Origin of the sequence: Agreia sp. Leaf210, assembly GCF_001421485.1 — a bacterium.
Classification (GTDB): domain Bacteria; phylum Actinomycetota; class Actinomycetes; order Actinomycetales; family Microbacteriaceae; genus Agreia.
Window position 1 is genome coordinate 99,029 of the sequence record NZ_LMKK01000004.1, and the last position, 18,335, is coordinate 117,363.

Annotated in this window: 22 protein-coding genes; 10 read left to right on the top strand and 12 right to left on the bottom strand. The window is 65.6% G+C overall.

The window, feature by feature from the left end:
* Positions 1 to 118: 118 nt before the first annotated feature.
* Complete coding sequence (locus ASE64_RS15045; protein WP_055782373.1) at positions 119 to 1,639, top strand: SulP family inorganic anion transporter; 1,521 nt, start codon at positions 119 to 121, stop codon at positions 1,637 to 1,639.
* A 12-nt stretch (positions 1,640 to 1,651) separates the two neighbouring features.
* On the opposite strand, the gene ASE64_RS15050 is transcribed toward ASE64_RS15045, so the two are convergent.
* Positions 1,652 to 2,536, bottom strand: a complete 885-nt coding sequence (locus ASE64_RS15050; protein ID WP_235480656.1) for a CPBP family intramembrane glutamic endopeptidase — start codon at positions 2,534 to 2,536, stop codon at positions 1,652 to 1,654.
* A 69-nt stretch (positions 2,537 to 2,605) separates the two neighbouring features.
* Here ASE64_RS15050 and ASE64_RS15055 point away from each other — a divergent pair, with 69 nt between their 5' ends.
* Positions 2,606 to 3,028: a hypothetical protein gene (locus ASE64_RS15055; protein ID WP_156366305.1), complete on the top strand. Its 423-nt coding sequence runs from the start codon at positions 2,606 to 2,608 to the stop codon at positions 3,026 to 3,028.
* Between the two features lie 35 nt (positions 3,029 to 3,063).
* On the opposite strand, the gene ASE64_RS15060 is transcribed toward ASE64_RS15055, so the two are convergent.
* Positions 3,064 to 3,804 (bottom strand): SDR family oxidoreductase, encoded by a 741-nt coding sequence (locus ASE64_RS15060; protein ID WP_055782377.1) that lies wholly within the window; start codon positions 3,802 to 3,804, stop codon positions 3,064 to 3,066.
* A complete protein-coding gene (locus tag ASE64_RS15065; RefSeq protein ID WP_055782380.1) occupies positions 3,804 to 4,241 on the bottom strand; it encodes a hypothetical protein in 438 nt (145 codons plus the stop codon). Before ASE64_RS15065 ends, ASE64_RS15060 begins: the two co-directional genes overlap by 1 nt.
* A 60-nt stretch (positions 4,242 to 4,301) precedes the next feature.
* Here ASE64_RS15065 and sigJ point away from each other — a divergent pair, with 60 nt between their 5' ends.
* The gene (gene sigJ, locus ASE64_RS15070; RefSeq protein WP_055783149.1) at positions 4,302 to 5,240 is read left to right on the top strand and encodes an RNA polymerase sigma factor SigJ; all 939 of its coding nucleotides are present in this window, start codon (positions 4,302 to 4,304) and stop codon (positions 5,238 to 5,240) included.
* Between the two features lie 36 nt (positions 5,241 to 5,276).
* On the opposite strand, the gene ASE64_RS15075 is transcribed toward sigJ, so the two are convergent.
* The 6 genes from ASE64_RS15075 to ASE64_RS15100 form a co-directional block, all read right to left on the bottom strand.
* The gene (locus tag ASE64_RS15075; RefSeq protein ID WP_055782383.1) at positions 5,277 to 6,170 is read right to left on the bottom strand and encodes a DUF808 domain-containing protein; all 894 of its coding nucleotides are present in this window, start codon (positions 6,168 to 6,170) and stop codon (positions 5,277 to 5,279) included.
* Positions 6,171 to 6,279: 109 nt separating this feature from the next.
* Entirely contained in the window at positions 6,280 to 7,455 is a 1,176-nt protein-coding gene (locus ASE64_RS15080) for a serine hydrolase domain-containing protein (RefSeq protein ID WP_055782387.1), read from the bottom strand.
* Positions 7,452 to 8,441 (bottom strand): glycosyl hydrolase family 32, encoded by a 990-nt coding sequence (locus ASE64_RS15085; RefSeq protein WP_055782390.1) that lies wholly within the window; start codon positions 8,439 to 8,441, stop codon positions 7,452 to 7,454. The genes ASE64_RS15080 and ASE64_RS15085 overlap by 4 nt, the downstream gene beginning before the upstream one ends.
* A gap of 2 nt (positions 8,442 to 8,443) precedes the next feature.
* Complete coding sequence (locus ASE64_RS15090) at positions 8,444 to 9,268, bottom strand: carbohydrate ABC transporter permease (protein ID WP_055782392.1); 825 nt, start codon at positions 9,266 to 9,268, stop codon at positions 8,444 to 8,446.
* On the bottom strand, positions 9,265 to 10,236 hold the full coding sequence (locus ASE64_RS15095; protein WP_442853844.1) for a carbohydrate ABC transporter permease: 972 nt from the start codon (positions 10,234 to 10,236) through the stop codon (positions 9,265 to 9,267). The genes ASE64_RS15090 and ASE64_RS15095 overlap by 4 nt, the downstream gene beginning before the upstream one ends.
* Positions 10,233 to 11,582: an ABC transporter substrate-binding protein gene (locus ASE64_RS15100; protein WP_055782395.1), complete on the bottom strand. Its 1,350-nt coding sequence runs from the start codon at positions 11,580 to 11,582 to the stop codon at positions 10,233 to 10,235. Before ASE64_RS15100 ends, ASE64_RS15095 begins: the two co-directional genes overlap by 4 nt.
* Before the next feature lie 168 nt (positions 11,583 to 11,750).
* On the opposite strand from ASE64_RS15100, the gene ASE64_RS15105 reads away from it, so the two are divergent.
* The 3 genes from ASE64_RS15105 (at position 11,751) to ASE64_RS15115 (ending at position 13,978) form a co-directional block, all read left to right on the top strand.
* Positions 11,751 to 12,842 carry a LacI family DNA-binding transcriptional regulator gene (locus ASE64_RS15105; protein ID WP_055782398.1) on the top strand — a complete coding sequence of 364 codons (1,092 nt, stop codon included), beginning with the start codon at positions 11,751 to 11,753 and terminating at the stop codon, positions 12,840 to 12,842.
* 120 nt (positions 12,843 to 12,962) lie between these two features.
* Positions 12,963 to 13,301 carry an ArsR/SmtB family transcription factor gene (locus ASE64_RS15110; RefSeq protein ID WP_055782401.1) on the top strand — a complete coding sequence of 113 codons (339 nt, stop codon included), beginning with the start codon at positions 12,963 to 12,965 and terminating at the stop codon, positions 13,299 to 13,301.
* Positions 13,298 to 13,978, top strand: a complete 681-nt coding sequence (locus ASE64_RS15115; protein ID WP_055783153.1) for a cation diffusion facilitator family transporter — start codon at positions 13,298 to 13,300, stop codon at positions 13,976 to 13,978. The genes ASE64_RS15110 and ASE64_RS15115 overlap by 4 nt, the downstream gene beginning before the upstream one ends.
* Before the next feature lie 42 nt (positions 13,979 to 14,020).
* On the opposite strand, the gene ASE64_RS15120 is transcribed toward ASE64_RS15115, so the two are convergent.
* Both ASE64_RS15120 and ASE64_RS15125 read right to left on the bottom strand, forming a co-directional pair.
* Positions 14,021 to 15,004, bottom strand: coding sequence for an SDR family oxidoreductase (locus ASE64_RS15120; RefSeq protein WP_055782404.1), 984 nt, complete (start codon positions 15,002 to 15,004; stop codon positions 14,021 to 14,023).
* Between the two features lie 47 nt (positions 15,005 to 15,051).
* Positions 15,052 to 15,588 (bottom strand): DUF2231 domain-containing protein, encoded by a 537-nt coding sequence (locus ASE64_RS15125; protein WP_055782406.1) that lies wholly within the window; start codon positions 15,586 to 15,588, stop codon positions 15,052 to 15,054.
* A gap of 168 nt (positions 15,589 to 15,756) precedes the next feature.
* Between ASE64_RS15125 and ASE64_RS15130 the strand changes: the two genes are divergently transcribed.
* From ASE64_RS15130 to ASE64_RS15140, 3 genes are all read left to right on the top strand, one after another.
* Positions 15,757 to 16,062 (top strand): ArsR/SmtB family transcription factor, encoded by a 306-nt coding sequence (locus ASE64_RS15130; RefSeq protein WP_055782409.1) that lies wholly within the window; start codon positions 15,757 to 15,759, stop codon positions 16,060 to 16,062.
* Between the two features lie 4 nt (positions 16,063 to 16,066).
* Positions 16,067 to 16,363 carry a hypothetical protein gene (locus ASE64_RS15135; protein ID WP_055782412.1) on the top strand — a complete coding sequence of 99 codons (297 nt, stop codon included), beginning with the start codon at positions 16,067 to 16,069 and terminating at the stop codon, positions 16,361 to 16,363.
* 99 nt (positions 16,364 to 16,462) lie between these two features.
* Positions 16,463 to 17,077, top strand: coding sequence for a GyrI-like domain-containing protein (locus ASE64_RS15140; RefSeq protein ID WP_055782414.1), 615 nt, complete (start codon positions 16,463 to 16,465; stop codon positions 17,075 to 17,077).
* Here ASE64_RS15140 and ASE64_RS15145 read toward each other — a convergent pair.
* Entirely contained in the window at positions 17,040 to 17,561 is a 522-nt protein-coding gene (locus ASE64_RS15145) for a GNAT family N-acetyltransferase (protein ID WP_055782417.1), read from the bottom strand. The genes ASE64_RS15140 and ASE64_RS15145 overlap by 38 nt on opposite strands.
* A 56-nt stretch (positions 17,562 to 17,617) precedes the next feature.
* On the opposite strand from ASE64_RS15145, the gene ASE64_RS15150 reads away from it, so the two are divergent.
* Complete coding sequence (locus ASE64_RS15150) at positions 17,618 to 18,217, top strand: hypothetical protein (RefSeq protein WP_055782420.1); 600 nt, start codon at positions 17,618 to 17,620, stop codon at positions 18,215 to 18,217.
* Positions 18,218 to 18,335 lie beyond the last annotated feature (118 nt).

The window sequence follows — 18,335 nt, forward strand, 5'->3', positions numbered from 1 at the left end:
ACCAGCACACACTCTTCCCATCATTCTCGATCACGAGCACGGTGGCGCGCGCAACGGGGCGCCGAACGAGGCACACCCACCGGCCGTCTGCGGATGGCCCCGCTCAGAGGAGACAGCCATCGCTATCGCCCAGAAATCAGCTTCACCCACTCGCTACAGATCCGATCCGTCGGTTCTCACCGCGCTGAAGACTCCCCGCATTCTCACCCGCGAGGTGCTCGCAGGGTTGGTCGTCGCGATGGCCCTTATTCCCGAGGCCATCTCGTTCTCGATCATCGCCGGAGTCGACCCGGCGGTCGGACTGTTCTCGTCGTTCGTCATGGCCGTCTCCATCGCCTTCCTCGGCGGCCGGCCCGCCATGATCACCGCCGCCACCGGCGCGATCGCGCTCGTCATCGCTCCGGTCGCCCGCGACTACGGCATCGACTACTTCATCGCCACGGTGATTCTCGCCGGCATCTTCCAGGTGCTGTTCGCCGTACTCGGTGTCGCCAAGCTGATGCGGTTCATTCCGCGCAGCGTGATGGTCGGTTTCGTGAACTCGCTCGCCATCCTGATCTTCATCGCGCAGCTGCCCCAGCTGCTCGGCGTCACCTGGCTCGTCTATCCGCTCGTCGCCGTGGGCATCCTGATCATGGTGTTCATGCCCACGATCACGAAGGTGATTCCGGCCCCGCTCGTGGCCATCGTGCTGATCACCGCTGCGACCGTCGTGTTCGCGCTCGATGTGCCGAACGTCGGCGATCAAGGCGATCTGCCGCGCAGCCTGCCCTCGCTGTTCTTTCCCGACGTGCCCCTCACCTGGCAGACGTTCACGATCATCGCGCCGTACGCGGCGGCCATGGCAGTGGTGGGCCTGCTCGAATCGCTGATGACGGCGAAGCTCGTCGACGAAATCACCGACACCCATTCGCGCAAGACCCGCGAGGCGTGGGGCCAGGGAGTCGCCAACGTTCTCTCGGGCTTCTTCGGCGGCATGGGCGGATGCGCCATGATCGGCCAGACCATGATCAACGTGAAGGCGTCTGGCGCCCGCACCCGCATCTCCACTTTCCTCGCCGGTGTCTTCCTCCTGATCCTGGTCGTGGGACTCGGCGATCTCGTGTCGATCATTCCGATGGCGGCCCTGGTAGCCGTGATGATCATGGTCTCGGTGGCGACCTTCGACTGGCACTCGATCCGACCGTCGACGCTGAGGTCGATGCCCGTCGGCGAGACCGCGGTGATGCTCGCGACCGTGGCAGTGGTCGTCGCGACCCACAACCTCGCCATCGGCGTCATCGTCGGCGTGCTCGTGGCGATGGTGACGTTCGCGCGACGCGTGGCCCACTTCGCGACGGTCACCCGTGAGGTGCGCGATGACGAAGGGGCACCGACCGCGTATTACACGGTCGACGGCGAGCTCTTCTTCGCGTCGTCGAACGACCTCACGACACAGTTCGACTACGTCGACGATCCCGAGCAGGTCGTGATCGACATGTCGACCAGTCACATCTGGGATGCCTCGACCGTGGCCGCTCTCGACGCCATCACGACCAAGTACGAACGCCTCGGAAAGCACGTGCGCTTCGAGGGCTTGAACGACGCGAGCACATCGTTTCATGGGCGACTCGCCGGCAAGCTCGGCGCCGGCCACTGAGAGCGGTAGAAGTCAGCTCAGGAGTTCGACGGCGACAGGCCATCCGTTCGCAATGACGTGCGCGACGACGATCGCCGTCAGGTTGCGGTACTTCCACCAGAGCACTCCCACAAAGAGCCCGAACGACCCCTGTGCGACGACGACGCGGGCGACGTCGAGAAGGGGCTCACCCGTCGAGTGGGAACCGAGGTGCATCAGAGCGAACATCAGCGAAGCAAGCGCGATGCCGGCCCAGACCCCGAGTGATGCCTCGAGGCGGGTCTGCAACCACCTGCGGTAGAACAGCTCCTCGCCCAGGCCAGCCGTGATGGCGGTCGCCGTGGCGGACACGATGAGGGTGGTGGGGTCGAAGCCCGACAGGTCAGACGCAGGGTTCCACGGCGCGACCTGCGAAAGCACCGTCCAGATCAACACCACGACCGCCGCCGCCCACCAGCGCCACGCCCCTCGAACCCGTTCCAGCCGCACGCCGCGCAGAACACCGACGATCACGGCGGGAACAGCAATGAGGAGAAGGAGCTTCGCGAGCACATAGCCCTCGTTCCCGCCGAGACCGAACACCCCGGAGACGAGGGGGAATGCAACGGCGAGCGCCAGCAGACTCCACGTGGCTGCGGCATGTCGGGACCTGTTCTCGACGACGGGGGGCTGAACCGGAGCCCGCGGCGGCAGCACCGCGGCCAGCGCGATTCCCACGACGGCGGGCAGAAGGACGACCCACCAGGGCACGACCGGCGCACCGGGGTCGCGCGATGTCGGCGCCCCTTGCGGCAGAGCGATCACGACGGTCGCGAGCGACGCCGCGGCGATCACCACGCAGGCGATGAGCACCGCGCGGCCGAGCGAAGTCGGCTTCATCGAGGGCGAACGGGCGTGCTGCAGCGTGGGTGAAGGCATCGTCACACCCTCGATCATCGACGGGTGCCGACAGCGACGCAACTGCGAGCGGCCCCGAGTTGCCACTAAGTGAGCGCTCGAACCCGCGTGTTGCCAGTTCGAGCGAACCGAACTGTCACGTCGATCGGAGACCTCACGGCCGAACACCTCGCCGGCCTCAGACATCGGATGCGCGAGCGCCGGCTCGGCCGAGGATCCGCCCCGCGGCTCATCCAGGGCCACTCGTTCACAGCGGGGCACCCCGTGGCCGAGGTCGCCGATGACATTCTGGCGGGCCACATCCGCTTCACGACCGGAGCGAACGGGACCGAGCGCGCCTTATTAATTACAGACAGCACGAGAGTGATGCAACTCGTTCAGACCTTCGCCGCTCTGGCCAACACGCTGGTGGCCGACTACGACGCCGTCGACCTCCCGCAACTGTCCCCTGCATCGCGTGCTTCAAAAGCGGTCATCCCGTACAAAGGAGGGGGCTACCATCCCTCGTACTGATGAAGCACGACGATCGTCCTCGGCCTCAGACCGCGCTATCGAGGACGCATCCATTCGGTGAATGTGAGCGTGCCGAGTTGCGCATCCGGCCCCGGCAGCAGCGCGCCGCTGCGCATGGCGGCACCCATCCCTCCGGGCAGCGGAATCGAGATGATCGGCGCCCGCGACCCCGCGGCCGAGGCAGAGGCTCGCACGAGGTCGATGAGCCGCTCTTCTCGGGGGCCGGCGAGGTCGCGCGCCCGGCCACGAGCATCCGATTCGGCCAGCTCGACGAGCCGCTCGGCCACCTCACTGGCGGCCACGGGTTGCGTGCGCATGATCGGCACCGCGTGCACGGGCCCGATGCGGCCGCGCTCGTAGATCTGCCCGGCGAACTCGTGAAACTGCGTGGCGCGGAGGATCGACCAGGGAACCAGGCCGTCGCTCACGAGGCGCTCCTGCAACACCTTGCCCGCGTAGTATCCCGACGGGGCACGGTCGATGTTGACGATCGACAGGACGATGTGGTGGGTCACGCCTGCGGTCTCGCCACCGGCCAGCAGATTCGCGGTGGATGCCTCGAAGTACGCCATCGAGGCCGCCTGCGAGGTCGTCGCAATGCTCGAGACGTCGATCACCGCGTCGGCCCCCTCGAGGGCTCGGGCTACGGCGCGCGCGTCGAGCAAATCGACGCCCTGAGCGCGACTCAGAGCGACGACATCGTGTGCGCGTCGGCGCGCGACGTCGACGACGTGCACGCCGACCGCTCCCGTGGCTCCGGCAATGGCGATTCTCATCAGACAGTGTTCCTTTCGGTAGGGGATGGAGTGGTGCGCTCTCGTCGCGGCGCCGGCAGCATGAGCACGATGCCCAGCGCCAGGCTTGCGCCGAGAGAGACGACGTTGCCGACGACGTCGATCACGGCGAGAGGCTCGAGATGCATGAGGTGATACGTCAGGTGCGGAACCCCGAAGACCGTCCAGGCCACTCCGACGACCCGACCGGCATCCGGTGTTCTCGAGAAGATGGCGGCCACGCTCGCACCCGCGAGCGCCAGGTAGAGCGCCCCGACATCGCGGATGAGGTGCTCATTGAAGGGGCCGTCGACGGCGACCCAGATGCGTCCGAAGCCGGGGAACTCGTCGTAGAACGAGCCGGGCCAGATCGCGGCCCAGGCTCCCACGAACATGCCGAGGCCGGCGGTCGCGCCGAGAATGATGCGTCGAAGAGTCATGGTCACACCTCTATGACGATGCAGCCAGGAGAAATGTGAGGTCGCGGCATACTGATGTGCATGACACTCGCCCATGCCGACGAGGCGCAACGAGAGCGGCCACGCCTGCTCGGCATGGCCTTTCGCATGCTCGGCACGTTCGCCGACGCCGAAGACGCGGTGCAGGAGGCGTATCTTCGCTGGCACAAGCTGGGCGACGACGAGCGTCAGCGCATCCGCACGCCCGCGGCCTGGTTGACCCGGGTCACGAGCCGGGTCTGCCTCGACGAGTTGGGCAGCGCCCGTGCGCGGCGCGAGCAGTATGTCGGCGAATGGCTGCCGGAGCCCTTGCCACAGAGCCGCGTTCGCGAGTTGTTCGGCGAGCCGAGCGAGTCGCTTGGCGACCCTCTCGCCGACCCTCTCGACCGCGTCGAATTCGACGAGTCGGTGAGCACCGCCCTGCTCGTCGTGCTCGAGTCTCTGAGCCCGGCTGAACGCGTGGTGTTCGTGCTGCACGACGTGTTCGCCGTGCCGTTCGGCGAGATCGCCGACGTCGTCGCTCGAACACCGGATGCGTGCCGCCAGTTGGCGACATCGGCTCGCCGGCACATGCGTGAACGCCGGGAGGGCCAGATGGCCACGGCCGTGCACGACGAGGTCGTTCAGGCCTTCGTCGCGGCCTGCCGGGGCGGCGACTTGTCGGCACTCACCGCGGTGCTCGATCCCGCTGTCGAGCTGCGCTCAGACGGTGGTGGATTCGTATCGGCCGCCCGCAAGCCGGTACGCGGGGCTCTCAATGTGGCGCGCTTTCTCTTCGGCATCATGGAGAAGCAGCCCGACACCGTGGTGGCGGCCGCGCTCACCGGCGACGGCGTCGCGCTGCGCTTCGGGCCCGGTTCCGGCGATGCTGTCGCCGGGGTGCTCAACCTTGGCGTGCGGCAGAACGACTCGGGCGCCCCTCGGGTCGTCGACGTCTGGATCGCAATGAACCCGCAGAAGCTCGCGCTCTGGCAGGGCTGACGACTCGATCGCCTCGCGCCGGATGAGCCGGCTCGATCAGTGCGCGGCGGAGACCGGCTGGTTGCGATTGCGCAAACGAGAGATGCCCAGGAGGATCACGACGATGATCATTCCGAGGATCAGCCCGAACACGAATGACACCGCGGTGTCGGCGAGCCAGACGACGACAGGGCCTGCGGCCTCGACCGCGTGCGTGATCACGTGCACCAGGTCGTAGGGCCCGTGCCAGAAGGTCTCTGCCAGGTTCGTGATCACGAGGTGGCCACCGACCCACAGCATGGCGACGGTGCCCACGATGCTGATGACCCGGAAGACGGCCGGCATCGCGGCCACGACGCGGGCTCCGAAGCGGCGCACGCCCCGAGAGGCGCTCTTCATAAAGCGCAGACCGATGTCGTCGATCTTCACCAGGAGCGCGACGGCACCGTAGACCAGCAGGGTCATGCCCAGGCCGATCACGACGAGAGCGCCGAGCGTGAGCCAGATACCGGAGTCGGGATCGAGGCTGTCGAGCGCGATGAGCATGATCTCGGTACTCAGAATGAGGTCGGTGCGAATCGCGCCGAAGACGAGTTTCTTCTCGGTCTTCTGCTCTTCCTCAGCGGCCGCGTGATGCACGCCGAACCACTCGGTGACCTTCTCAGCCCCCTCGAAGCACAAGTACGTTCCACCGATGATGAGCAGGAACGGCAGCACCCATGGCGCGAACGCCGACAGCAGCAGCGCGATCGGGATGATGATGACGAACTTGTTGACGAGACTTCCGAGCGCGATCTTCCATACGACCGGCAGTTCGCGGGCGGGGGTGAGTCCCTGAACGTACTGCGGCGTGACGGCCGCGTCGTCGATCACGACTCCGGCGGTCTTGGCGCTCGCTTTGAGCGCGGCGGTCAGAATGTCATCGACGACGGCGAGCAGGCCGACCGACATGGGCGTCTCCTTGGGGTGGGGGCGTCAGACCGCTCAGCGTTCAGCGGGGGTGGATGTCCAGAGTATCGGTCTGCGGCCGTTGCGCCCGGTCGTCGAGAATCCCTGCCGGCTACGAGATGGCCTCCTTAAGCGCGGCGACGATGTCCGTACCGCGCGAGTCGACGGCCTCCATCCGGTTTGTGACGAACGCGAAACCGATGCGCTCGTTCGGGTCTCCGAATGCGACCTGACCTCCCGCACCGTCGTGTCCGAGGCTCGATTCACCCAGGTACCGTCTCGCTTCGGAGTCAAGCTGGAACCCCATACCCCAGCGAGGCCAGGGAGCCGGAGAGTCGAAGAAGGGGGCACCTTCGGATCGCACGAGGCTGGCGCGGTGGAGCGTCTCGTCGCTGAGCAGGCGCACGCCGTCTGTCTCGGTGACGACCGCCGACCAGATCTTCGCCAATCCGTGAGCGGTACTGATGCCACCCGCACCGGGTATCTGAGCTGCCTGCACGTCGGAGCGATTGAACCCCTCGTCGGGCCCGACCAGCGCCAAGGGCAGGGCACCGCCGAGGGTCAGGGCACGCACCGGCCAGACCGAGGCTCCCGCCCGCACGTCGCTCTGCTGAGAAGAAACGTGTGTTGCGAGGGTCTCTCCGACCACCATGGTCGCCACCTGGCCGCGCCGCGCCGCAGGCAGACCGATCCAGGCGTCGACCGCCAACGGACCCGAGATCAGACGCTCGAAATACTCCCCCGGCAGGAGTCCGGTGACCCGACGCACGAGTTCGCCGGCGAGCCACCCGTGGGTGATCGCGTGATAAGCCCACGCTGAGCCGGGCTCGAACAACGGTTCTTGCGCGGCGAGCAGCCTCGTCGCGCGATCCCAATCGATCAGGTCCTCGGTGGTCCAGTCCTGTCTCGGGGCCGACAGTCCTGCGCGGTGCGACAGCGCGTCGGCGACCCGGGTGTTCGATTTTCCGGCTGCGCCGTATTCGGGCCAGTAGTCGACGACAGGAGCGTCGTAGTCGAGAAGACCGTCTTGCACGAGACGCGCGACCAAGACAGAGGCGAGCCCTTTCGTGCAGGAGAAGATCACGCTCGGCGTGTTCACCCCGAACGGCAGCCCTGCGCCGGAGTCGGCCCTGCCTCCGGCCAGATCGACGACGAGCTCGCCGTCACGCCAGATCGAGAGGGCCGCTCCCGTGTCGGTATCGGTGGCGATCGCCCGCTCGAACGCCTCGCGTACCGAGCCGAAACCATCGGCCGCAAAGCCCTCGATAGAGAGAAGGGAGTCTGTCATCGAACTCTTTCTGTCGTGTATGCGACCAGACGTCCGTCGTCGGTCCATCGAAGGGGCAACGGGTCGGAGAGGCGTCCGACGAACTCACCGTTCTGACCCACGTTTTCGAACCCGAGAAGAGCCGGCCCCGTCGGAGTCTCGACGACCCGTCCTGCGTAGAGTTCGTCACCGACGACGAGTTGAGCATCGGCCACGTTGAGGAGCTCTCCCAAGAACGGTTCGTCCCCACCCAGGGCCAGAGCCCACACGCCGCCAGCGCTTCCCCGTCGAGCGCCGACAAGATGTGACGAGTCGCACGAGAAGATGAGCGCCTCCTTGCCGTCGATGCGAACGAGTTGTGGCACCTCGAGATGCGCGAAGCCGGCACCCGGCGCGCTGAGCGGTGCGGCGGCCGTCCACGAGTCCAGGTCTCGCGACGTGGCGTACCCGATCACGCCGCGATCGTCGGGGTCTACCCCGGCCGGCACCTGGCGGCTCCGAGCGGTGATGAGCATATGCCACATGGTTCCCGAGACATCGGGTACCACCCAGGGATCTCGCCAGGCTTCCTCCCGCCACGTCTGATCGGCCAGCGTCTCGTACCAGGGGCGCTCTGCGCTCAGCAATGCTCCGGGGGTCTTGACCCACTCGTGCAGATCGGTCGAGGTCGCCAGCATGATCGTCTCGACGTTCGTGTCCTCCCCCGGTCGCAGATACCGAGAACCGGTGTAGTACATGCGCCACAGACCGGAGGGATCGCGGTAAACGCTCCCCGTCCACGTGGCCGATTCGTCGGCCGAGCCGGGCGCCCCGTGTTCGAGTACGACGCCGTGATCGGTCCAGTTCTCATAGTCGACGGATGTCGCGTGGCCGACTGAGGCGTTCCGGTGCCGCAGCTGAGGGTCGGCGAGCGACATCGGCGCGCGGAGGTAATAGAGGTGCACCGTCGGCCCGTCGATGGCGGTCCAGAAATCCCAGACCCAGAAATCGGGAATCGAGAATGCCATGGTTATCCCTTCACCGCTCCCTGCAGCAGGGCTTTGATGAACTGCCGCTGGAAGATGAGGTAGACGATCACCGTCGGGAGCATAACGATCAGTGATGCCGCGAACAGCAGAGGCAGCGCGTCGATGTATTGCCCCTGGAATGCCCCGAGCGCCCCGGCCATGGTGCGCTTGCTCGGATCGTCCACCATGACGAGCGGAAGCAAGAACTGGTTCCACGTCCAGAGGAACAGCAGGATGCCGAGCGCAGAGAGGGCCGGGGAAGCGAGCGGCAGCTGGATCTGTCTGAACTCCTGCCAGATATTCGCCCCGTCGACGCGTGCCGCCTCCGAGAGCTCACGAGGCACTCCGACGAAATGGGCGCGCATCCAGAACACACTGAACGGCATGTACAAGCCGATCAACGGGATGATCACCGCCCACTGGGTATTGATGAGCCCGTACGACGTGAACTGGTAGTAGAGGGGGATGATGATGGCCTCGAAGGGAATCGTGAGTCCCACCACCATGCCGACGAGAACAGCGCGACCTCCCGGAATGCGCAGGTTGCCGAGCGCGTAGCCGGCCAGGGTCGAGAACAGGAGCGCGACCGGCACCACGATGATCACGATGAAAGTGCTCGACAGCATGAGCGTTCCGATGTTGCCGAGCTGGAACGCGGTGACGAAGTTCTCCCAGTGCGGATCACTCGGCCAGGAGAACCCGTTCGGGATGCGATCGGGAGACTGCAGCGCTGCCGTCAGCATGCTGGCGAAGGGCAGAAGCGTCAGCACGACGACGACGATCAGCAGGATTCGGCCGACGACGACCTCGGTGCGATTGACGATCATGAGTCACGCTCCCTCGAAAGGCGCTGAATGGGCAGAACCACGATGAGCACGAAGATCAGCAGGACGACGCCGAAGGCCGAGGCCAGACCCACCTGACTCTGCACGAAGGCGAGCCTGAAGATCGCGATACCGGGAACCAGGGTCGACGTTCCCGGACCGCCCTTCGTGGTGGTGTAGATGATGTCGAAGGTGCCGAGTGCTGCGATGACGGTGATCGTCGTGAGAACAGCGATCTCCTGACGGAGTCCGGGCAGCGTGATCGTGAAGAACTCGCGGAACCAACCCGCGCCATCCAGACGCACCGCCTCGTAGAGCGACCCGTCGATCTTGCCCATGCCGGTCAGGAGCAGCACGGTGCAGAGGCCGGTCAGGACCCACGATCCGATGAGTCCGACTGCAGGCAGAGCCGTGGAGAAGTCGGCGAGCCAGGATCGGGAGATGAAGCCGAGTCCCACCGAATTGAGGATCGAGTTGATCGTTCCGGCCTGGGCGTACATCCACGACCACGCGATACCAGCTGCGACGAGCGGCACGATCTGAGGCAGGAAGAGAATCGTGCGGGATGCCGTGGCGAAGGGCCCCTGCTTCATCGTGCGCAGCAGATTGGCGAGCACCAATCCGAAGACCACAGGAATGACCGTGAAGAAGAAGATGAGAACGATCGCGTTGAAGATGGGAGTGAGGAGGGTGGGGTCGGTGAAGATCGAGATGTAGTTGTCGATTCCTACCCAGGTCGACGCGCCGATTCCGTTCCAGTCGTAGAACGAGTACTGAACGGCGGTGAGCAGCGGGTAAACGACGAAGGCGACATAGGCGGCGACCGCCGGCAGCACCATGAGCCACCCGATGTAAGCGGTGCGGCGAGCGAATCGGCTGCGACGGCGGCGAGGTGCGGAGGCGGCCGGCCCGGCCGGGGCAGAGGTGATGACCCCTGCCCCGACCGAGACGTCATGCTTCACAGTGCTCACTTGGCCGCGAGATCCTTCTCATAGAACTCCTGCGTGGCCTTCAGGAAGTCCTCCGGGGTCAGCTTGTCGGTGAGCAGCAGCTGCTCATTCGGCTGAAGAGATCCCTGGTAGATACCCGCGGTGGAGTTGGCCATGAAGTCCACGAAGCCGTCGTCTGTGGCGACCGTGGCGGAGTTGTTCAGCGCCTGCTCGACGAGGCTGCCCTTCTCGACGGTGGGCAGCGCCTGCGTCGGGTCGCCTCCGGGTGAGGAGCCGGTGACGTCGACGACGATTTGGCGCGCCTTGTCATTGGTCACGATCCAGTTGAGGAAGAAGGCCGTCGCATCCGCGTTCTTCGATTTGGCGGGAATGGTGAAGGTGTTTCCCGCGCCCATCGCCACGTGCTTGCTGTCGGCTTCGGCGGGAGGCATCAAGAAGAACTCCGCATTGCCCGCGCCCAGGCCTGTCTCGACGTTCTGCGCGTCCCAGTTTCCGTCCCACATGAACAGGCCCTGGCCCGAGGTGAAGTTCGAGACCATGGTGGTGTAGTTGATGGCGTTGACGTCGGGCGGCAGGTACCCGGCCTTCGCCCAGTCCTGGAACTTCGTCGTGCCCTTCAGCGCGGCATCCGTGTCGATCGTCGCGCCCGGCTTGTTGTACATCCAGTCGATCAGGTCTTGCTTGTCGCCGTACTGATTGATCAGGGCCTGCAGCACGAAGGTGCCGGTGCCGTCCTGCATGCCGGTCTGGATCGGCAGCACACCGGCGTTCTTCGCCTTCTCAAGGTCGGCCTCGAGCTCGTCGATCGTTGCAGGCGCCTCGGTGATGCCGACCTGGCTCGCGATCGTCTTGTTCATGTAAATGCCGGTGACGCTGAATCCGATGCCGAACTGGTAGAGCGACCCTTCCCCGCGAACACCCGCATCGGTGATGCGGCCTCCGGCCAGCTGGCCCGCCGAGAACTTGTCCCATCCATACGCGTCGAAGTACGGATCGAGGTTGGTCAGCAGTCCGTCTTTCACCGTCGTTCCGATGGTCGACTGCCGGATGAGGTCGGGCGCGTCCGCGCTGGCGAGCAGGCGCGGGGTGTTGGCGAGGAGGTTCTGGAAGCTGTCACGAACGATGTCGAACTTCACGTTGGGGTACTGCTTGGTGAACTCGTCTGAGAGATCCGAAGTGACAGGAAAGCCCGTCTCGTCTTGGATCTTGATCGTGATGTCGCCGGTCGGGGCCTCTGTACTGACATCGCCACTCGGCGCGGTCGCGGCGGGGCTGCTGCCCGGCGCGCATCCGGCAACGGCGAGTAGAACGGTCGCAGCTGCGGCCGTAACCATCAGCGTGCGGCCGGCACGCGAGCGTGTTCTCATTCTGTGACTCCTTCGTCATGGTCAGTTCTGATGTGCTGCAGTTGGTGTTTTTGGTAAAAGCATTTACCTACATTGGGCATTATCGTTACTCAATCGTCTGCCAGTGTCAAGACCCACGAGCAGACCAGTTGATTCCTGCAGATACGCTTGAGCCGAGGGGAGGGCGCCGTGGCTTCGAAAAGAGCAACACTCGCCGACGTCGCGCGCCTGGCAGGCACCTCACCCACCACCGCCTCACTGATTCTCAACGGCAAACCCGACACCCGATTCTCGGCGGATGCGCACCGCAGAGTGCACGACGCCGTCGCGCAGCTCGGCTACCGTCCCAACATGGGGGCGCGAGCGCTCCGCACCGATCGATCCCTTACGATCGGCTTCATCTCAGACGTCGTGGCCACGACGCGATTCGCGAGCGGACTCATTCGGGGCTCGCTCGAAGAGGCCGAACGGGCCGGTCACGTGATGCTCGTTCTCGAAACGGGCGGAGACCCGGCTCGCCAGGAGGAGGCGGTGGGGGCGGTGCTGGATCGCCAGGTCGACGGCATCGTCTTCGCTACCATGCGCGCACGAGAACTCGTCATGCCTTCGCTCCCCGAGTCCACCCGCGTCGTTATGCTCAACGCGACCAGTCCCCAATTCGGGCTCTCGGTGCTTCCCGACGAAGAAGCGGGTGGCAGAAGCGCCGTCGACCTTCTCGTCGCCGCCGGACACACCGACGGTATCGCCTTGATCGGCCAGAACGATGAAGTCGAAGACGACCTCTTTCGCTCGGCAACCGTTGCCCGACGTGTGCACGGACTGCGGTCGGAGTTCACGGAACTCGGCTTGAGTCTGATCACCGAGGAGTCGTGCTGGGAGTGGGAGCCCGAGAACGGCTACCGCCTCACCACAGAACTGCTCGACAGGCGCACCGATGTGACCTCGTTGCTGTGCATGAACGACCGACTGGCTTTCGGCGCCTACCAGGCGTGCCAGGAGCGCGGACTCACGGTCGGCCGCGACATCTCGATCGTCTCGTTCGACAACGACGAGCTCGCTGCCTATCTCCGCCCGGGGCTCACGACGATAGGGCTGCCGCACGAGGCCATGGGCCGTCGGGCCGTGCAGCTCCTCCTCTCCGAGGCTGCACCGGGCGAGCGACTGATCGAGATGCCCGTGGTCGAGCGGAGTTCGATCGCCGTCGGCGACACCGAGAGCGCCAGTGCTCGGCTGGCTCGCGAACGACTCAGCGCGCGGCGCGAGAAACGAGACGCAGACTAGCTCTACGCGGTCCAGCTCTGGGCTGCATGGCCATGCCTCAGAGCTACGGACCCAACACGGGCGGCCGCTGACCCTGCAGGCATCGGCGCAATAGTTCACGATTCGCTGTACTATCGAGAAATGCCCACGGCCACCGCAACGCTCTCGCACACCGCAGCACTCTCCCGGCTGGGTCACGCGCTGGGCGATCCCACCCGGGCCGGCATCCTCTTAGCCCTGCGCGAGGCGCCGGCCTACCCGTCCGACCTCGCGGACTCGCTTCGAGTCTCGCGACAGGTCATGTCTAATCAGCTCGCGTGCCTCCGCGGGTGCGGCCTGGTCGAAGCCCTGCCCGAGGGGCGGCGCACCGCGTACCGGCTCGCCGACGAGCACCTCTCGCCAGCCCTCGACGCGTTGCTGAGGGTCGTTCTGTTCGTCGAGCCCGACTGCTGCGACGGCCCCGGATGCGTGTGCGCATGACGACCGCACCCGCTGCGGTTCCTGAGAGACGACGGCTGCTCCAGCGGCGCATCCGGCTGATCGTCGGAGCGACGATCGCATACAACGTGGTCGAGGCGATCGTCGCCATCACCGCCGGCTCCCTCGCGTCGTCGGCGGCGCTCATCGGTTTCGGGCTCGACTCCGTGATCGAGGTGTTGTCGGCGGCCGCCGTCGCGTGGCAGTTCACTCGACGCGACCCCGAGCGCTGGGAGAAGGGCACACTCCGGGTGATCGCGGTGGCGTTCTTCGCCCTCGCCGCCTACGTGACCGTCTCGTCGATCGCCGCCCTCGTCGGCGGTGCTCAAGTGGGGCACTCCACACTCGGCATCGTCATCACGGCCCTGAGTGTGGTGATCATGCCCTTCCTGTCGCTGGCAGAGCGGCGCGCGGGCCGCGAGCTCGGGTCGGCGACAGCGGTCGCCGACTCGAATCAGACACTGATCTGCACCTACCTGTCGGGGGCCGTGCTCGTGGGCCTCGTGCTGAACAGCCTCTTCGGCTGGTGGTGGGCAGACGCAGTGGCAGGACTCGTGATCGCGGTCTTCGCCATTCGCGAGGGCATCGAAGCCTGGCGCGGCGACACCTGCGCGACCTCCGTGGGCATGCTGCTCGACGAAGACCACGACGACGAGCACGACGAGCTCGACGACGACTGAGTAGACGCCCGCGCCCAGACCCGGCCGATCGAGCTGCCAGCACTAGCGGCTCGAGTGCCTCGATTTGTTTACGACGAGGGCGAGCAGCCCGACTCCGAGCGCGCCGACGAGCAGATTGCGTTTCGAGTTGCGAGCCTTGCCGTGCCATCCGCCCGTCACCTCAGCATCGCGCGGGTCGTCGTTGGTCGCGTAGAGCGTTCCGGCCGTCAACGGCGCCATCTCTTTGTGCGACAACTGCATCGCCTCGGTCTGTGCGCTCAGCTGCGCCTCGACGGGTCGCGGCGTGCGGCGGTGCTGACGCACGAGAGTCTTGCCGAGCGCGCCGACGACGATCTCCGGTCGCGGGCGCCCGACCGCGGCGACGATCTTGCGAGCGACGAGGTCGGGGCTATACACGGGAGGCATCGCCACAGGACGCCGACCCGTGTAGTTGGCGGCGTGCCGAAAGAACGGGGTGTCGATCGTGGCCGGCATCACCGTGACCACGTGGATCTTCTTCTGTCGCTGCAGCGCCAACTCGCTGCGCAGCGTGACATCCAGGGCATTGATCGCCGCTTTCGACCTGCAGTACGCGGCCGTATAAGGCTGGGGAACCTCGCCCAGTATCGACGAGACGTTGATCAGCACTCCGTGGCCCTGTCGCGTGAATACATCGAGCGCGACCCGAGAACCGTAGACGGCTCCGTACATGTTCACGTCGATGACCCGGCGGAAGTCCGTGAGCGGCACCTCTGTAAAAGTACCGAAGACCGATGTGCCCGCGACGTTCGCCCACACGTCGATTCGACCGAAACGCTTCTCTGCCGCTCGACCCAGGGCCTGAACCGCATGCTCGTCTGACACGTCAGTCGGCACCGAGATCGCCGTCGCGCCCAGCGACTCGCATTCCTCGACGAGCTCGCGGAGCGCCTCCGCGCGCCGGCTCGCCAACACGAGCGAGTGCCCGCTCTTGGCGAACCTGAGGGCGGTCGCGCGACCGATTCCACTGGATGCCCCGGTGACGACCACGACGGATGTGCCTGACATGCGATTACCTCTATCTCCTCGGTGGATATCTCTTCGTTAGGGCGTGATCAGTAACCGTGCTGCTGCGTTTCCTCGTCGGCCACTCGCACGCCGTATCGGTAGGTCAGTTCGCCGCCCAAAAAGCCCGAGAAGCCGACACAGAGCATGGCGACGACACTCAGGACGAACCCGGCGACACTCACCTGATCGGGCTGGTTGAGCCTGACGACGAAGCTGCCCGCGAAGAGCAGAATCGCGACGGTGTTGAAGACCATGTGGGTGAGGGCGATAAGGCGTGCTCTCGTGCCGCTCGTCAGCTTCGAGAGATCCATGAGGCCGAAGACGGCGGCCAGCAGTGCGCCGACGATGCCGATCGCGACCAGCCACTGCGCCGCAAGCGAGAAGGCCTCAGGCTCCACGCCGAACAGGGCGAGGATGTCGAACACCAGACTCGCGGTCCAGGCGCCGATCGGCACGGTGATCATCAAGGCGTGAAACGGATGCCCGTACGGGCCCGCGAGGATGCTGCGGGGGCGCTTGGCCCGTCGCAGAGCCGACTGCTCGTCGGGTACATGCGGAGCGGTCCAGGATGCTCGTGGACTCATGGTGATCCCTTCGTCTGTTCTGTTCTACCCGCCGCCGACGAGCCGGTTTCGAACCGTTGACAAAGAAGGTGCGCGCCCTATAACGGCCCATCACCTCATCTACATGACCATCATTATCGATTGCATAAATACATTGTCATTCGTTTATACGTGTGGTGGACTCGAGTCATGGCAGCAGAAGCAGGACTCGAAGCCACCGCGGCACTCTTCAAGGTGCTGGGGTCGGAGTCTCGACTGATCCTGCTGAGGCTCCTGTCGAGCAAGCCGGCGACGGTCGGCGAGCTCACGGGTCTCAGCGGAATGTCGCAGCCGCTCGTATCGCAGCACCTCAAGACGCTGCGTCAGGCGGGCATCATCACCGTCTCTCGCATAGGCCGCGAGGCCGAGTACCAGCTCGCCGACCACCACATCGCGCACGTCGTAGACGACGCGATCGCACACGTCACCGAAGACACACCTGAAGAGAAAGAGTAAGAACATGAGCACCACCGAGATCCACGCCGAGCACACCGTCGTCGAGCACTCCCACGGAGCGGACTGCGGCCACGAGGCCGTCGCGCACGAGGGTCACACCGACTACGTGCACGGCACCCACCACCACGCGCTGCACGACGACCACTACGACGAGCACGAGAGCGTCGCCGAGCACACCGTCGAAGAGCACGCCCACGGAGCGGACTGCGGCCACGAGGCCGTCGAGCACGGCGACCACACCGACTACAACCACGACGGTCACAAGCACGCCGCGCACGGCGAGCACTACGACGAGCACTGATCTCACTCAGCACGTCACGACGAAGGCCCGGGTCAATGACCCGGGCCTTCGTCGTTCTCTCCGTAGCGGCTGCGGCCCAAGGCCGTTAGTCTGCGGATCATGCAGAAGTACGACGTCAAGAAAGAGCACGCGGCGCTCTACTCCCCGTCGGCCACGACGTTCAGCGATGTGGTGGTGCCGCCGCTGAACTACCTCGCCGTCGACGGCGAAGGCGACCCGAACACGGCCCCCGCATACGCCGCAGCCATCGAAGCACTGTTCTCGACCTCGTACACGATCAAGTTCGCCAGCAAAGCGCAGGGGCGCGACTTCGTGGTGGGCCCGCTCGAAGCGCTCTGGACCGCCGATGACGCCGGCGCCTTCGTGTTACGCGCCAAAGACTCGTGGCGGTGGACGGCGCTGATCAACCAGCCCGAGTGGATCACGGAGGACGACGTCGCGACCGCCCTCTCGACGGTCGCCGCGAAGAAGCAGAACCCAGCCCTGACGCTGACGCGACTGATCACGCTCGACGAGGGGCGCAGCATCCAGATTCTGCACGTGGGGCCGTATGACGACGAGGGGCCGACGCTTGCTCGACTCCATGACGAGTATCTGCCGCAGAACGGGCTGACGTTCAACGGGCTGCATCACGAGGTCTATCTGAGCGACGCTCGCAGAACGGCGCCGCAGAAACTCAAGACGGTTCTGCGTCAGCCTGTGCGCCCGTATTGATCCAGAAGCGCATCTCGCCCTCGCTATTGAGACTGTCTTCGACGCCGCCGTTGCGACGAACCACCGCGATCGAGGCAGCATTCTCGGGCGCGACGGTGAGCAATGCCCGCTCGATGCCCAGGTCGGCGCACTTCACGAGAGCCTCCCGAAGCATCCGGGTGGCGTGGCCTTGACGTTGCCAGGGATACACGACGTGGTAGCCGATGTGCCCGCCTCCTTCATCGTCGGTGAGTTCGTGCCTGATCACGAGCGAACCGATGTAGTACTCGCCCGCGGCGAACCAGAAGAGCTCGGAGGCGACGCCCCAGCGCTCCCGCACACCCACTCTCTCGGCGACGAACGCGTCGAAGTCGAGGCTCGCATCCTTCAGCCACGACGCATCCGACCCCCGATGTCGCATGTCGGCCTGTTCGCCGACGAGGTACGACGTCTTCAGCGCGGTCGACGGCACGGTCAGTCGGGGCGGCTCGGGGAGTTCGATCATGGGATGAACGCTACGCCCCACCGGGCAACCAGCGCGCACGGTGTTATCGTGCCCGCATGGATGATCTGCCCGAACGCCAGCGCGTGCGTCGCGACCTCGAGAAGGCCGACAGGGGTGCGCTCATCGGATCGATCGTCTCCGGCGTCTTCGCCGTGGCATGGGCTTTCTGGGGGTCGTCGGGACTGCCACACGTCGCAGCCCTCTGCACACAGCTCGGTGCGACGCTGCTCGGCCTCATCATCGTCATCGCGGCGCTGAAACGACAGGCGGGGATCCCCCGTGGCGACGCCCCCCGCAACCGCACCCTGTTCTCGTCTCGCGCCTACATCGTCATCGTCGTGGCCGAGGTGCTGGCGATCGTCGGAGGGAACCTGATTCTCACCGCCACAGGGCTGGATCAGTTCAGAATCGCCCTCGTCTCGGCGGTCGTCGGTCTCCACTTCGTCGTGTTCGGCCGACTCTTCTGGTCGGGCTTCTACTGGCTCGGAGCAGCAATGCTCGCATCGGCAGCGGTCGGCACTGCGGTGGGGGCGATCGCCGACGACGCGAACCTCATCCTCGTCATCGTCGGGTTCGGCTCAGCGGCGAGCCTGTTCGTGGCGGCAACACCGGCGCTCCTGCGCAGGGTTCCCGCCGACGAGAGGGCACAGCCCTAGCCACTCATGACCGCGGAACGAGTTGCCAGTTCGGGCCTCCTGGAGTGCGCGTGTTGGCAGTTCGCGTCAACCGAACTGGCAACTCGCGAAGCGACCGGCGCGACGGACGCCATCCAGT